Consider the following 14,249-nt stretch of genomic DNA (forward strand, 5'->3'; position numbering starts at 1 on the left):
GCCTATGCAGCCAGAGTTGCCCATGCCGGAAATCAGTCACTTCAATGACCCGCAAACAGAAGATGCCATCGTCACTAAACGAATAATGGCAAGTGCCGTGCTGGTGGTTCTGCTGACCACGGCACTGGTAGTCAGGCTTTATTTTCTGCAAGTGACGCAACATGACTACCAAGTTGCCGTTGCAGAAAAGAACCGCGTGCACATAAGGCTCATCCCGCCAGAGCGGGGGCTTATCTATGACCGCAATAACGTGGTTCTGGCCGACAACGTACCCAGTTTCAACTTGACCCTGACCCGTGAACGCGCCGGGGATGTCGCTGCCGTCATCGGCCACCTGGTGCGAATTCTGCAATTGCCCGAAGCCGAGCGCAGCAGGGTGGAGAAAGAACTGCGCCGCGCCAGAAGAGCCTTCGAGCCCGTGACGCTGATGCTGGATCTGACGGAAAAACAGATCGCACAGGTGGCGGTCAATCAGTTTTTGTTGCCCGGTGTCGAGGTCCAGGCGCAGTTTCTCAGGCAGTACCCCCAGGGCGAGCATTTTGCCCACTCGGTGGGCTATGTCGGGCGGATCAACGAGCAGGAGTACAAGCGCCTCGACCCGGCCCGTTATCTGCGCAGCCAACTGATCGGCAAGACCGGGATCGAGCGCTTCTATGAAGACGCCCTGCATGGCCAGATGGGCTTTGAGGAGGTCGAGACCAATGCCCAGGGCCGGGTGATGCGGGTGTTGCGCCGCCACAACCCGGTTGCCGGGCAGGACATCGTGCTGACCCTCGATGCCGGGCTGCAAGGTGCCGCCGAGGAAGCGCTGGGGGACCGCCGGGGCGCGGTGGTGGCCCTGGACCCGGCCACGGGGCAGGTGCTGGCGATGGTCAGCCGGCCGAGCTTCGACCCCAACCCCTTCGTCAAGGGCATCTCTGCGCCAGGCTACGCCGCCTTGCGCGATTCCGATGACATGCCGCTGTTCAACCGGGTGCTGCGCGGGCTTTACCCGCCCGGTTCAACCATCAAGCCCATGGTGGTGGTGGCAGGCCTGGACAGTGGCGTGATTACCCCCACCAGCCAGGTGTTCGACCGGGGTTACTTCGAGCTGCCCAACTACAAGCACAAGTACCGCAACTGGAACCGTGGCGGCGAAGGCTGGGTGGACATGTACGACGCGATCATGCGTTCCAATGACACCTACTTCTATGACCTGGCGCACAAGCTGGGGGTCGCAAGGCTGCACAGCTACCTCAGCGAATTCGGCCTGGGGCAAAAGGTTTCGATCGACATGTTCGAAGAGGCAGCGGGATTGATGCCGTCCCCGGAATGGAAACGCGCTACTCGCCGGCAACCGTGGTACCCCGGGGAAACCCTGATTCTGGGCATCGGCCAGGGCTACATGCAGGTCACGCCCCTGCAACTGGCCCAGGCCACCAGCCTGATCGCCAACCGCGGCGTCTGGCACCGGCCGCACCTGGCGCTGGCGGTGGGTAGCCAGGCGCCGGTGGACCCCAAGCCCATGCCCAACATCGTGCTGAAACAGGCACGAACCTGGGATCAGGTGATCCAGGGCATGCAAATGGTCATGCACAACCCCCGTGGCGTAGGCCGAGCCGCCGCCCGAGGGGTGCAGTACCACATTGCCGGCAAGAGCGGCACGGCGCAGGTGGTGGCGATCAAGCAGGGCGAACGCTACAACCGCAACAAGACCCATGAACGCCATCGGGACAACGCCCTGTTCGTCGGCTTCGCCCCGGCCGAGCGGCCGGCCATCGTGGTGGCGGTGATGATCGAGAACGGCGAGGCCGGAGCCCGGGTCGCCGGCCCGGTGGTACGCAAGGTCATGGATGCCTGGCTGCTGGATAGCCGTGGCCAGCTGAAAGCGCAGTTCGCTGCACCGGCGGCCCTGGAAACCAACCCCAGCCCGCTGACGGTGAATGCCAGTTAGGCGCGCAGGCGTTCTCCAGGTGGGGCTAACGCGGCAGGCACGAGGCCGCAGCCTGTAGCGCGCAAGACACCGGCCAGGGCTTCAGGGCCCGCCGCGTTCGAATTCAAAAACGCTCAATGAGGAAACTACGGGTGCGAGTCATACACTATCTGGGCTGGAGCCTGCTGGCGCTGATCAGCGTGCTGCTGCTCGTCGCCAGCGGCACCTACCTTTACCTGCAACCCCAACTGCCCGATGTCGAAGCCCTCAGGGACGTGCACCTGCAGGAGCCGCTGCAGGTCTTCACCCGGGATGGCAAGCTGATTGCCGAGTTCGGCGAAGTGCGGCGCATACCCCTTGCCAGCGCGGACATTCCCCCCGACTTTCGCTCGGCCTTGATGGCCGCCGAAGATGGCAACTTCTATCAGCATGCCGGTGTCGATCCGGTCGGCCTGCTGCGGGCCGCGCTGCAACTGCTCAAGAGCGGCCACGTGCGCTCCGGGGGCAGCACCATCACTATGCAAGTGGCGAAGAACTTCTTCCTCAGCCGCGAGCGAACCCTGTCGCGCAAGCTGACCGAGATCCTCCTGGCCCTGCAGATCGAGCGCAGCCTGAGCAAGGAAGAAATCTTCAACCTGTATGTCAACAAGATCTACCTGGGCAAGCGCGCCTACGGTATCGCGGCGGCGGCCAACGTCTATTACGGCAAGCCGGTATCGCAGCTGAGCCTGGCGCAGGTGGCGATGATTGCCGGGCTGCCCAAGGCGCCATCGCGCTACAACCCGATCAATAACCCGGCCCGGGCCCAGCAGCGTCGCGACTGGATCCTGGGGCGCATGTACGAACTGGGCAGCATTGATCGGGAGCGCTATCAGGCCGCGTTGGCAGAAGGGGTGGACGCTCGCTACCACGCCCCGGAGCCCGAGATCGATGCACCCTATATCGCCGAAATGGCCAGGGCGGACATGCTCCGGCGCTTTGGCGATGAGGCCTATACCCGGGGCTTGCGGGTGGTGACCACGGTGCCCAGCCAATTGCAGGCGTCGGCCACCGCGGCGTTGCGCAACGGCTTGAAGACCTACGACAAGCGCCACGGCTACCACGGCCCCGAAGGCCATTTTGCCGGCAAGGTCAGCGATCGATGGCCCGAGCAGCTCAAGCGTTATCCGGCCTATGGCGGCTTGCAGGCGATGGCGGTGACCCAGGTCTTCGAACAGAGCATCAGCCTGGTGGACGCCAGCGGCCAGCAACACTCCGTGCCCTGGAGCAGCATGAAATGGGCGCGCCCCTACCTGGGCCACAGTGCCCTGGGGCGCGTGCCGGCGCGGCCGGCCGATGTGGTCAAGGTCGGGGATGTGGTGCGCGTCGACCGGCAAAACGAGCCGCTGCTGAGCTTCAGCCAGGTGCCCAGGGCCCAGGGCGCGCTGGTGTCGATCGCCCCGGAAGACGGGGCGATCCAGGCACTGGTGGGGGGCTTTGATTTTCAGCAAAGCAGCTTCAACCGCGTGTTGCAGGCCAAGCGTCAACCCGGGTCGAGCTTCAAGCCCTTCATCTACTGCGCGGCGCTGGACAGCGGCTACACCCCGGCGACCCTGGTCAACGATGCACCCATTGTCGTGGGCGGCGGCGACGCCGGCCCGGTGTGGCGCCCGCAAAATGAGAACCGCACCTTCCTGGGGCCGATTCGCCTGCGCGAAGCCCTCAACCGTTCACGCAACATGGTCTCCATCCGCCTGCTGCAAGCCATGGGGGTGGACAAGACCATCGACTACATCGTGCGCTTTGGCTTCAACCGCGAGGACCTGCCCCACAACCTGTCCCTGGCCCTGGGCACCGCTTCGGTCACGCCCATGGAAGTGGTCGCGGGCTGGAGCGCCTTCGCCAACGGCGGCTACAAGATCAGCCCGTACTTCATCGAACGGATCGAAGACCGCAAGGGCGCGGTCCTGTTCCAGGCCCGCCCGCCAGCGGCGCCCACCCCGCAGCAGCCGGCCCCCGAGATACCGGCGGAACAGATCGTCGACAGCCGCACCACCTACCTGCTCACCAGCCTGCTGCAGGACGTGGTCCAGCATGGCACCGGCCGCGCCGCCGCGGCCATGCATCGCCCGGACATCGGCGGCAAGACCGGCACCACCAACGAGGCCAAGGACTCCTGGTTCACCGGTTACAACGGCCACAACGTCACCAGCGTCTGGGCCGGCTTTGACCAACCGCAGAGCCTGGGGCGACGGGAGTGGGGCGTGACCATCGCACTGCCGATCTGGATGGAGTTCATGACGGCGGCGCTTGAGGGCACGGCGCCTTATTCTCAGCCGGAGCCGGATGGCATCGTGACCCGCCGCATTAACCTGGAAGACGGCAGCGCCGCCAGCGCGCAGGCGCCGGGTACGGCGATGGAGGTGTTCAGGAGTGACAACGTGCCGACTGTGCCCGTGGGCGAGGGAGGGGATTCATCTCTCAACGGCTCCGCAGAGATGCAGCGCACGATGCAGGAACTGTTCTAGATGCCGGGCAATACCCGGGTGGCGAGAAGCGACTCAGTAGCCGTTATGGCCGCAGATTTTCTAACACCCGTTGCACTGAAGGTATTCCTGCGCGCTGCTCAATCGGGTCGCGCGCAGGGGGCGAGCTACGGGCTGGGAGCCTCTTCGTTCACTTTGAGCTCGAAATCGAAGCCAATGCTGCGCTCGTTGAGGATCTCGGCAATGCGTTTGAAAAACCAATCGACTTGCTCTGGCAGTTCATGCAAACCCAGTACCCGGATAATCAGGTGCTTGCCGCAGGCATCGGGAATTTCGCTGTAGATCTCGTCACTTTCGATAAAGCTGATGTAGGTGTTGATCTTCTCTTGCAGCAGGAGCAGGTGTTCGTTGTGTGCCGCTTCGTCACCCCATTCGAGAGGGTCGACGATGATCAACAGCAGGCTGTCGGGCGCGGATTTGGGGATTGCCCAGATATCGATGACTTTTGGATGGGTGATGGACATTGCTGATCCTTCAGAACGTGGGGGGCGGCATTATAGGCCGTAGCGGTTGGTTTCTTCAGTGGGCAGTTGGTGGTCGCAGTTCTGGCACGTGGGCAAGGCCAGGGTGGGCTGCCGGGTCTTGCCCCGTTCAGGCGCAACCTGCTCGAGCGGCGGCGAGCGGTTTTCAAGAGCGGTCGGATCGACGGTAGTGACAAAATGCCATTATCTGCTATGGCTTGTTAGGCCCCCGGTGGATAGACGCCGGGCTCCAGGTGCCACTGCCCAGAAGAGTCGAGACGGCGCGGGCCGCGTTATTCGACTGGACTGATGCTCACCCGCCAAGGGGAGGCAGGGGCGCAGGAGGACGGAGTGGGGCCTGCGATCCCGACAGGCCTGGATTGACCCGAGTGAGTATCGACGTTGCCGTGCCGGGTGGGCCGCTCATCCAGTCGTCGGCTTGTTTACAGCTCTCTGACACTCAGTCGATAGCGTGGAATGACAGCAGGGAAGTACCAACCATTCTATTAGAGAGATAAAAAATGAACGTCAGGACAATGAATCTTGCACCAAGGTCTGCCGCCTTTTTCTCGCTCATTGTCCTGGTGGTGTTCGCCCTGGGCATTGTCGCGGTGCTGCAAATGGGCAAGCTGCGAGACGCGGAGCAGGATGTCGAGACCAACTGGATGGCCAGTATCCGCGAGATCGGCAAGATGAAAACCGGCGTCTTGCGCCTGCGTCTGGAAAGCATCCGCATCACCGTGACCACCGACGAACAGCAGCGCCAGACCCGCATCGCCTCGTTGAGCGGTTATCGATCCACCCTGCAGAACACCATCAGCCAGTACGAACCCCTGATTACCGGGCCGGCGGAGCGTGAGCTGTACCAGGCTGTAGCGACCGATGTGCAGGCCTACTTCAAGCTGGTGGACGAGCTGGAGCCGCTGTTGCGCAGTGGCGACAATGCCGCGGCCATCACCTTGATCAACACCCGCATCAGCCCTATGACCAACGCCATGCAGGAGAAGATGGACAAGCTCTCGGACTTCAATGACGAGGGCGCGAAGCAGGCGGGGATCACTGCTGCCTCGGTCTACAGCGGCGGCCTGACGCTGGTGCTGGTATTGATGGGGGTGACGGTGGTGCTCACCGTGGTGTTGGCCACCGTACTGACCCGCAGCATCACCGCGCCCATCGGCGATGCCCTGGCCGTGGCCGAGCGCATTGCCGGCAGCGACCTGTCCCGGGAGATCGGGGTCAATGGCCGGGATGAAGCCGGTCGCCTGCTGGCCGCCCTGGCGAAGATGCAGAGCAACCTGCGGGAAACCATCGCCCACATTGCCGATTCCTCGACCCAACTGGCCTCGGCCTCGGAAGAAATGACCGCAGTGACCGAAGACGCCAGCCGCGGGCTGGTGCGCCAGAACGACGAAGTCAGCCAGGCGGCCACCGCGGTGACCGAAATGAGTGCGGCGGTGGACGAGGTGGCACGCAATGCCGAAGCGGCTGCCCAGTCGTCCCGCGAGTCCATGGAATTCACCCGTTCCGGCATCGAAAACGTGGCCCAGACCCTGAAAGCCATCGAAGGTCTGGCCGGCAACGTGGCCAGCACCGGCGAACAGGTCAAGGCCCTGTCCAGCCGGGCCCAGGACATCAGCAAAGTGGTGGAAGTGATTCGCGCGATTGCCGAGCAGACCAACCTGCTGGCGCTCAACGCCGCCATTGAAGCCGCCCGCGCCGGTGAGCAGGGCCGGGGCTTTGCGGTGGTGGCCGATGAAGTGCGGGCCCTGGCGCACCGCACCCAGCAGTCGACCCAGGAAATCGAGCAGATGATCACCGCGATCCAGGCCGATTCGACCCAGGCGGTGAGTGCCATGAACGTCAGCGCGGAGATGGCCAACAGCTCGATTTCGGTGGCGCAGAACGCTGATGTGTCGCTCAAGCAGATTGCTCAGGCGATCACCCAGATCAATGAGCGCAATCTGCTGATTGCCACGGCCTCGGAAGAGCAGGCGCAGGTGGCGCGTGAGGCGGATCAGAACCTGACCAGTATTCGTGAGTTGTCGATTCAGAGTTCGGCGGGGGCCAGTCAGACGGCCAGTGCTTGTGGGGAGATGGCCAATCTGGCGATTGAGCTGAATCGGTTGGTGGCGCGGTTCAAGGTTTGAGTTTGGTTTTTTGTCTTACGGTGGTCTGGTTCCTCTGTTGGAGCTGGCTTGCCAGCGGAGCTCGTTAATGAGGGCGCGGGGGGCATATCCGTTGCTGCGGGTGTGGCGGCTTATGGTTTCGCTCTTACAGCGAGTCACTTTGGAAAGAGCCCAAAGTAACCAAAGGCTCTTGCCCCTCCACTTGGTGCCTCGCCTAGGCTCGGCATGCCCTCACTCCGGCATTGATCCGTGGGCCGCCGCCACAGGCCATCCATGGCCTGATGGCGGCTAACCCGGCATCCCTGCCGGGTTACCCACGGCTCAATGCCTGCGTTCGGCCATCGTGGTTAACGGGGCGCTCAGATCAAGATCAAAATCAAGAGCGCGACGGCGGCCTTGCGGCCGGCCTGAAGCTAAGGGTGGGTGCATTTCTGTAGGAGCTGGCTTGCCAGCGAAGGCGTCGGTCCAGGCAACGCATGGCCTACCGGCCCTGAGGCATGGCCCTCTGCAACCGACCGCTAAGCCGCAAACCATCACGCACGTTCAACCCCATCAATGTGAGGTTGGTGGCCCCGGCGATCAGTTCGATGATCTGCACCAGGTAAAAACCCGTGTCGAAGCTGCCTGCCGACGCCCACTGGTTGAGCACAATTGCGCAGGGCACGAGCACCAACAGGCCGTTGGCGGCAATGAAGGGCATGCGTTTTTTCTTTGAGGCGATCAGGCGTCCCTGTCGGGCCCGGCTCAGCCCCATGCCGCTGGCTCCCGCCACTGCCATTGCCGGAATCAGCACCCAGAGCCCGGGGCTGACGATCAGTTGCTTGAGTTGAGCGATCGCATGCAGGGTTCCCATGCTTTCCACCAGCAGGGTCGAGACAAAGAACGTGGCGATGCACAGCAGGGCCAGCAGGCTGGCGGTGAGGTGGAGTCGTTTGAGCATGGGGGCTTCCCGTCAGTCAATGGGGCTGTGTTCAAGCCGTGCAGATGTTTGGCACGGCTACCTTGGTGAACAGATGGGGCATGGCCAAGACACTTGAGGGGTAACGGCCCAGGGCGTTGGCGAAGTCCGGGTGACTGAAGGCTTCGCGGAAGCACTCCACCGATTCCCATACGGCGTAGTTCAGGAACATGCAGCTGCCACCGATGGCCTGGTGGAGCTGCGTGGAAATGTAACCGGCACGCTGTTTCATCCAGTTGGCATCCAGCTCCCAGGCATGCAGCAGGTCGGGGATATCGTCCTGGTCGACGGTGAACAGGTTGACCAGCACCACCGGCGATTCGCTGCACTGGAGTTGCTGGTGAAGGGGAACCACGGGATCAAGCGGGCGGATGGACAGCATGATGGTCTCCAGAATGTAAACATGATGACAATGTGGTGCGATGGGTGAAAACTAGCTCGATTGACATCATGGTGTCAATGTGGAAAAGTTCGCGGCATGAAAAAACCAAACCACACCCCCGCTGGACGCGCCATGACCGATCTGGTCCTCGAGCTCTTTCGAGCCAGTGCGCGGATGCTCACCGCAGGCGATCGCCTGGTGGCTGAGATAGGTCTCACCAGTGCCCGCTGGCAGCTGCTTGGCACGATCGTCGCTGCTGATCGGGCGCAGCCCGTCTCATGGATTGCCCGTGACATGGGCGCCAATCGGCAGAACGTTCAGCGGATCGTCAACGATCTGGTGAAGGATGGCCTGCTGGAGTTTCAGCCGAACCCGCACCACCGCCGGGCGCAACTGGTGCTGCTGACGGAGGCGGGAAAGGCGGCATTCGATCAGGCGTTGAAGCTGCAAGCACCCTGGATCAACGAGCTTGCCCAGGGGTTGGAAGTCGATGAGATCCAGACGACCCACCGTGTGCTGAACCAACTGCGCAACCGGCTTGAGCAAGACCAGGGCGAATGAGCCGGGCCGGCCTGAAGACGACCCTCCAACCTGCAGCGTTCTGCATTGGCCCTGTTCCCCGGTTGAACCTGTGCTTAGCGCCCGAGCTTTTCCATCGCCACATCGTCCAGGAAAGCCCCCTCGGTTTCTCATGGACGTGCCATTGCCGCCCATTGCACTATTGCGGCGGATTTTCAGTCCCCTCTCTCTCCGTCGAAGGCATATCCATCGACGGGCCCATGCCAAGGAAGTCATCAGATCCATGACCGTCAGCGAACTGCTTGTCGCCATCCGTAAACCCTATGTCGAGACCCTGGCGCGTATCGCCGCAGAAGGCGCCCCGCATGTTGAGCCGGCCTACCGCAACAGCGATGGTTCGCTGGCGGTTGAAGGAACCATGGCCACGCCTTGCCGGGTGGATGTGATTGCGGGCGAGGGGGCTTCGGCTGGCGAGCCGGTGCAGGTTGATTCCGAGTCCGAGCTGGCCTTTGAGCCGGTGCGCTTTGCGATTGAGCAGATGGCGGTGGGCATCTCGCCCTTTGGCTGGGACTGGTTACCGCTGGAGGTGCGGGGGTTGAGCCTGGAACAGGCTTGCGAGGTGATTCGCACGTGGTTCTTTGAATGGTTTGACGGCGAAGACCAGAACCCGTCGACCGAAGAAGGGCTGCAAGGGGTGGTGCATTTTGTGTCGGACCCGGAAGCAACCGAGGAGGGGTACAGGTTCAAGGTTGACTTGGGGTCGGTTCCAGCGGAAGCGCTGGAGGAACTGCTGTTTGCATTGGCCGATGCCGGCGCCACCGGAGCTTTCCTCGGATAAAGAGAGGGGGTGCCAAACGGCGACCCCACGACCGACCTGATATCGCCCACCTGCAACCGATCCCCTGTAGGAGCTGGCTTGCCAGCGAAGCTCGCCAACGATGACGCGCAGGCACCTTCTTACCGAGTGCAGTTGGGGGCGGCTGGTTTACATATCCGTTGCTGCGGGTGCGGCGGCTGGCGGTTTCGCTCTTACAGCGACTCACTTTTGAACATCCGGAATGCCGGCCCAGACAAAAGTAAGCAAAACGCTCCTGCCCCCGCATCCGGCGCCTCGCCTAGGCTCGGCGTTCCCTCGCTCCGGCATTGCTCCGGGGGCCCGCCGCCACAGGCCATCCATGGCCTGTCGCGGCTAGCTCGGCATCCATGCCGAGCTGCCCCCTACGCAACGCCTGCGCTCGGCCTCCTGAAGGGGCAGAAAGATCAAAAGCAAGATCAAGATCAAGATCAAAAGCCCAAGCGCGTTGTACGCGCTTTCGTAGGAGCCGGCTTGCCGGCGAATTGGCCCGCAAGCCATCCATCGCCCTGGCTGACGCCTGCGTAATACCTGCGCTTGACCTTCTGAAGGGGCAGGAAGATCAAGAGCCAAAGTCCAAAGCAAAGCCAACACCGTCAACGGCGACCTCACTCTCAGAGCTTCATGCCCACCGCCAGCCGGTTAAAGGCGTTCATCAAGGACACGGCCAAGGTCAGGTCGGAAATTTCAACCTCGCTAAAGTGCGCTTTCAGCGGTTCGTACAGCGCGTCCGGCGCGCCCTTGTCGTGGACGTAGGTGAGGGTTTCGGTCCAGGCCAGGGCGGCGCGCTCGCGGTCGTTGAACAGTTCGCTGACGCGCCAGCCGGCGAGGCAATCCAGTTTGTCTTGCGCTACTCCACATTCGCGCAGGGTCTGTGAGTGCTTGCCCAGGCAGAACGAGCAGCCGTTGATCTGCGACACACGCAAATACACCAGTTCCAGCAAGGGCAGGCCCAGGGGGCTCGCGGCCAGGGCGGTGTTGGTGGCGAGCAGGCCTTGATAGGCGGCCGGCGACAAAGTGGCAAAGGGCAGTCTGAGTTGGCTCATGGTGAAACTCCGATATGGAAAAAAGTGATCAGGCACAAACGAGGGGGTTGAACAGGGGCTGCAAGGACAGTGCGCTGCGGGCCTCGTCGAGGGTTGCACGCACCGCTTCGTCACCGAACACCAAGCCCTGCAGATAGGTGAACTGCAGGTCGAACAGGCCAAGGGTGTTCAGCACCTGGCGCAGGTAAGGCGTGAGAAAGTCCGGTTGGCGTGCCCGCGGGCCCTGGTGAAAGCCGCCGGAACTCACCAGCACATGCACCGGGCGGTCCTTGAGCAGGCCGACCTTGCCCTCCGGGCCGGAGCTGAAGGTGCGGTGAATGCGCAGCACGTAGTCGATCCACAGCTTGAGCGCCGCCGGTAGGGTGAAGTTGTGCATGGGCGTGGCAATCAGCAGCACATCGCAGCGCTCCAACTCACGAATCAGCCCTTCGGACACGTCGAACAGTGGCGCGTAGAAAGGCGTGGGGGTGGTCAGGGCGTGGGCGTAGTCCAGGCCCAGCGGTGGCAACGGCTGCGCCCCCAGATCACGCTCGACCAGTTCAAGCTGCGGATAGCGTTGGCGCAGGGAGCTCACCAGCTCCAGTGCCAGCCGATGCCCCTGGGAAACCTGGCCATGGGGGCTGGCGTTGATCAACAGAACAGTGTTCATACCGGCTCCCCACCCTGAAGTCGCTGGGTGAAGTGCACGCCCCGAGCCAGCAACCCCTGGCGGAAATAGAAGCGCTGGGCCAAGGGCATATGCAGGCCGGTATCCAGGACAAAGTGCTCGCATTGACGCTGTACGGCCTCATCCCGCACGGCGCTCAACAGCCGCGCTCCCAAGCCGCTGCGCTGGAGGTCTGGGCTCACCACCAAGTCATCGACGTAGATGAAACGCCCGTAGAGCAGGTTTTCCAGCTCGCGGTAACCCGCCAGGCCGACGATGCGCTCTGCGTCCCACGCGGCGAGCAAGCGGTAGCCCTGCTCGGTTTGCCGGGCCACTTGGGCGACATAGGCCGCCGGGCTGGTGAGGTGCGGGCGCAAGACACGCATCAAGTCGAAACTGGCCGCTAGGGCCGCCTCGTTATCGAGGTGTTGAAGGGTGTAGGGCATGTCCGTCATCCGCTGAAAAGAGATGACCCACTTTAAAAGGTCGATGGCTTAAGCTACAGGGCCAAAAAATGCATAAATGACTAGGCCATGATCCTTCCTTTCGAATTGGACCGCAGCCAGACGGCGCCGATCTATCGCCAGCTTTACCAGCGGTTTCGTGAGTCCATCGCCGATGGCCGTCTGCGTCCGGGGGACCGAGTGCCGGCGGTTCGCGCCTTGGCCGCGGAGCTCAACCTGGCGCGGGGCACCGTGGAAGCGGCTTACCAGCTGCTGATAGGCGAGGGCTACCTGATTGCTCGCGGGGCCGCCGGGACCATTGTCACCCCGCAACTGGCGCCGATTTGCGCGCCCGCACAGCGTGCCCCAGTGGCTGCAACGACCCACCAAGCCACCCATGCCGGCACCTCGCCCTTGGCACTGCAAATGGGCCTGCCAGCGCTGGATGCCTTTCCGCGCAAGCTCTGGACCCGCTTGGCGGGCCGGCAACTGCGCCAGGCGGGTGTCGAAGGCCTGGTCTACCCGGACGCGCGCGGCTACGCCCCGTTGCGGGCGGCCATTGCCTCCTACCTGGGGATTTCCCGGGGCATCACCTGCCATCCGGAGCAGATTTTCGTCTGCGCCGGCTACCGCGCCTGCCTCGACCTGATCAGCCACACGCTGATGCGCCCAGGCGCTACCTGCTGGCTGGAGGAGCCCGGCTACTTCATGGCCAGGAACGCACTGCTGGAAGCCGGCGCGCAGCTGGTGCCGGTGCCCGTGGACGATCAAGGCCTGGACGTCGCCCAAGGCATCGCCCGCGCGCCAGAGGCCGGCTTTGCCGTGGTCACCCCGACCCACCAGAGCCCGCTGGGGGTGTCGCTGTCCCTGCCGCGGCGCCTGGCCCTGCTGGACTGGGCCAACCGTCAAGGCAGTTGGATCATCGAGGACGATTACGACAGCGAATACCGCTACCAGGGCAAGCCCTTGCCGGCCCTCAAGAGCCTCGACCAGCAGGGCCGAGTGCTCTACACCGGCACCTTCAGCAAAGTCCTGTTTCCGGGGCTGCGCCTGGCCTACCTGGTGGTGCCCGCCGAACAGACCCCAGCGTTCGCCCGCCAGGCCGATCGTTTGCACAACCACTGCCCGCACCTGCTGCAGGCGACCGTCGCGGCCTTTCTCAACGAGGGGCACTTTGCCCGGCATCTGAACAAAATGCGGGGCCTGTATGCGCGTCGGCGGCAGTGGCTGGTGGAGGCTTTGCACCAGGCGTTGGGTGGGCGTTTGCAGATAGACCCGCAGGCCGGGGGCATGCATGTGGTGGCCGGGCTGGGGGAGGGGGACGATGTGCAGATTGCCCAGCGGGCTCGGGAGGTGGGGATTGCGGTGGAGCCGCTGTCGCAGTGGTATCTGGGGGACGGGAGTAGGCAGGGGTTGGTGATGGGGTTTACCAATGTGGGCAGTGTGGAGCAGGCGTTGAACGTGGCGTTACGGTTGGCTCGGGTCATTGGGTGAGGAGGGGGCTGTGGCCGCTGAGGCTGGAGTCTTTCCTATGGCAGCCCCCACCATTTGGCCGGCCACACCCCCTGTGGCAAGGGAGCTTGCTCCCGCTGGGTTGCGCAGCAACCACAACCGCCCTCACATCGCTCGGCCTGCCCTCTGCAGCCGCTTTCAGCGCCCGAGCTTTTCCAGCGCGGCATCGGCCAGGAAAGACGACCGGCTCTTGATGTTGTGCTCGCGAACAAAGCGGTCGATTTGCTGGATGACATAACCCGGCAGGGTCACGTTGACCTTCTCGGTCTTGCCCAGATAAGGCGCGATATCGATATCCAGCATGCCCCAGCCCATGCCCTCGAAATCGGGGTTGGCGCGGTGCTTGCGGGTGGGAGAGGGCAGGGGAATGGCGTGCCCCGCTCGGGCCAGCTCTTCGAGCATGACGTGGGCAATCTCGATGGCCGCGCTGTAGGCGCTCTCGAAGCTGTCGCCGGCGGTGACTGCGCCGGGAATATCAGGAATCTGGATGCCGGTGGCGGTGTGTTCGTCGCCCCATTCGATGCAGATGGGATATTGCACGGGGATCTCCTCAATAGGTGCGAAGGTGGTGGGAGCTAGATCAGTTCAGCCAGTTTTCTGATGGCCCTGACCGTCGAAAGCTGTAGCCGCTGTCGAGCGCAGCGAGGCTGCGCACGAGGACGCAGTCCTCGCCAAACCTGCCGATGATTTTCACCTGGCTGCATACGGTTTTGTGTACATATCCGTTGCTGCGGTTACGGCCACTTATGGTTTCGCTCTTACAGCGAGTCACTTTGGAAAAGCCGGAATGCCGGCCCAGCCCAAAGTAAGCAAAGGGCTCCTGCCCCTCCACTCGGTGCCTCGCCTAGGCTCGGCATGCCCGAACT

The 14,249-nt window shown here is 63.1% G+C and carries 13 protein-coding genes and 1 pseudogene; 7 read left to right on the plus strand and 7 right to left on the minus strand.

What is annotated here, in order from left to right:
- Window positions 1-22 precede the first annotated feature (22 nt).
- Window positions 23-1,933: a penicillin-binding protein 2 gene (gene mrdA, locus FW796_RS30240; RefSeq protein ID WP_446440566.1), complete on the plus strand. Its 1,911-nt coding sequence runs from the start codon at window positions 23-25 to the stop codon at window positions 1,931-1,933.
- Window positions 1,934-2,049: 116 nt separating this feature from the next.
- Window positions 2,050-4,419, plus strand: coding sequence for a penicillin-binding protein 1A (locus FW796_RS30245; RefSeq protein ID WP_446440567.1), 2,370 nt, complete (start codon window positions 2,050-2,052; stop codon window positions 4,417-4,419).
- Between the two features lie 125 nt (window positions 4,420-4,544).
- Here the strand turns inward: FW796_RS30245 and FW796_RS30250 are convergent, their stop codons facing one another.
- Window positions 4,545-4,901 carry a DUF6572 domain-containing protein gene (locus tag FW796_RS30250; protein WP_346631613.1) on the minus strand — a complete coding sequence of 119 codons (357 nt, stop codon included), beginning with the start codon at window positions 4,899-4,901 and terminating at the stop codon, window positions 4,545-4,547.
- Window positions 4,902-5,434: 533 nt separating this feature from the next.
- On the opposite strand from FW796_RS30250, the pseudogene FW796_RS30255 reads away from it, so the two are divergent.
- Window positions 5,435-6,190, plus strand: a pseudogene (locus FW796_RS30255) (MCP four helix bundle domain-containing protein); the annotation flags it as partial.
- Between the two features lie 66 nt (window positions 6,191-6,256).
- A complete protein-coding gene (locus FW796_RS30260; protein WP_446440587.1) occupies window positions 6,257-7,045 on the plus strand; it encodes a methyl-accepting chemotaxis protein in 789 nt (262 codons plus the stop codon).
- A gap of 460 nt (window positions 7,046-7,505) precedes the next feature.
- Here the strand turns inward: FW796_RS30260 and FW796_RS30265 are convergent, their stop codons facing one another.
- Together FW796_RS30265 and FW796_RS30270 are read right to left on the minus strand one after the other, a co-directional pair.
- Window positions 7,506-7,964: a hypothetical protein gene (locus FW796_RS30265; protein WP_446440568.1), complete on the minus strand. Its 459-nt coding sequence runs from the start codon at window positions 7,962-7,964 to the stop codon at window positions 7,506-7,508.
- A gap of 31 nt (window positions 7,965-7,995) precedes the next feature.
- Complete coding sequence (locus FW796_RS30270; RefSeq protein WP_446440569.1) at window positions 7,996-8,364, minus strand: antibiotic biosynthesis monooxygenase family protein; 369 nt, start codon at window positions 8,362-8,364, stop codon at window positions 7,996-7,998.
- Window positions 8,365-8,496: 132 nt separating this feature from the next.
- On the opposite strand from FW796_RS30270, the gene FW796_RS30275 reads away from it, so the two are divergent.
- On the plus strand, window positions 8,497-8,925 hold the full coding sequence (locus FW796_RS30275; RefSeq protein WP_346631609.1) for a MarR family winged helix-turn-helix transcriptional regulator: 429 nt from the start codon (window positions 8,497-8,499) through the stop codon (window positions 8,923-8,925).
- 241 nt (window positions 8,926-9,166) lie between these two features.
- Window positions 9,167-9,721, plus strand: a complete 555-nt coding sequence (locus FW796_RS30280) for a hypothetical protein (protein WP_346631608.1) — start codon at window positions 9,167-9,169, stop codon at window positions 9,719-9,721.
- Window positions 9,722-10,350: 629 nt separating this feature from the next.
- On the opposite strand, the gene FW796_RS30285 is transcribed toward FW796_RS30280, so the two are convergent.
- From FW796_RS30285 to FW796_RS30295, 3 genes are read right to left on the minus strand one after another with little or no spacing between them, the layout of a single operon-like run.
- Complete coding sequence (locus FW796_RS30285) at window positions 10,351-10,782, minus strand: carboxymuconolactone decarboxylase family protein (RefSeq protein WP_346631607.1); 432 nt, start codon at window positions 10,780-10,782, stop codon at window positions 10,351-10,353.
- Between the two features lie 28 nt (window positions 10,783-10,810).
- Complete coding sequence (locus FW796_RS30290) at window positions 10,811-11,431, minus strand: FMN-dependent NADH-azoreductase (RefSeq protein ID WP_446440570.1); 621 nt, start codon at window positions 11,429-11,431, stop codon at window positions 10,811-10,813.
- Window positions 11,428-11,874, minus strand: a complete 447-nt coding sequence (locus FW796_RS30295) for a GNAT family N-acetyltransferase (RefSeq protein WP_446440571.1) — start codon at window positions 11,872-11,874, stop codon at window positions 11,428-11,430. Before FW796_RS30295 ends, FW796_RS30290 begins: the two co-directional genes overlap by 4 nt.
- Before the next feature lie 87 nt (window positions 11,875-11,961).
- Here FW796_RS30295 and pdxR point away from each other — a divergent pair, with 87 nt between their 5' ends.
- Window positions 11,962-13,365, plus strand: a complete 1,404-nt coding sequence (pdxR, locus tag FW796_RS30300) for a MocR-like pyridoxine biosynthesis transcription factor PdxR (RefSeq protein WP_446440572.1) — start codon at window positions 11,962-11,964, stop codon at window positions 13,363-13,365.
- Between the two features lie 156 nt (window positions 13,366-13,521).
- On the opposite strand, the gene FW796_RS30305 is transcribed toward pdxR, so the two are convergent.
- Complete coding sequence (locus FW796_RS30305) at window positions 13,522-13,923, minus strand: type II toxin-antitoxin system HicB family antitoxin (protein WP_015634980.1); 402 nt, start codon at window positions 13,921-13,923, stop codon at window positions 13,522-13,524.
- Between the last annotated feature and the right edge of the window lie 326 nt (window positions 13,924-14,249).

Source organism: Pseudomonas sp. 910_21 (assembly GCF_052850735.1).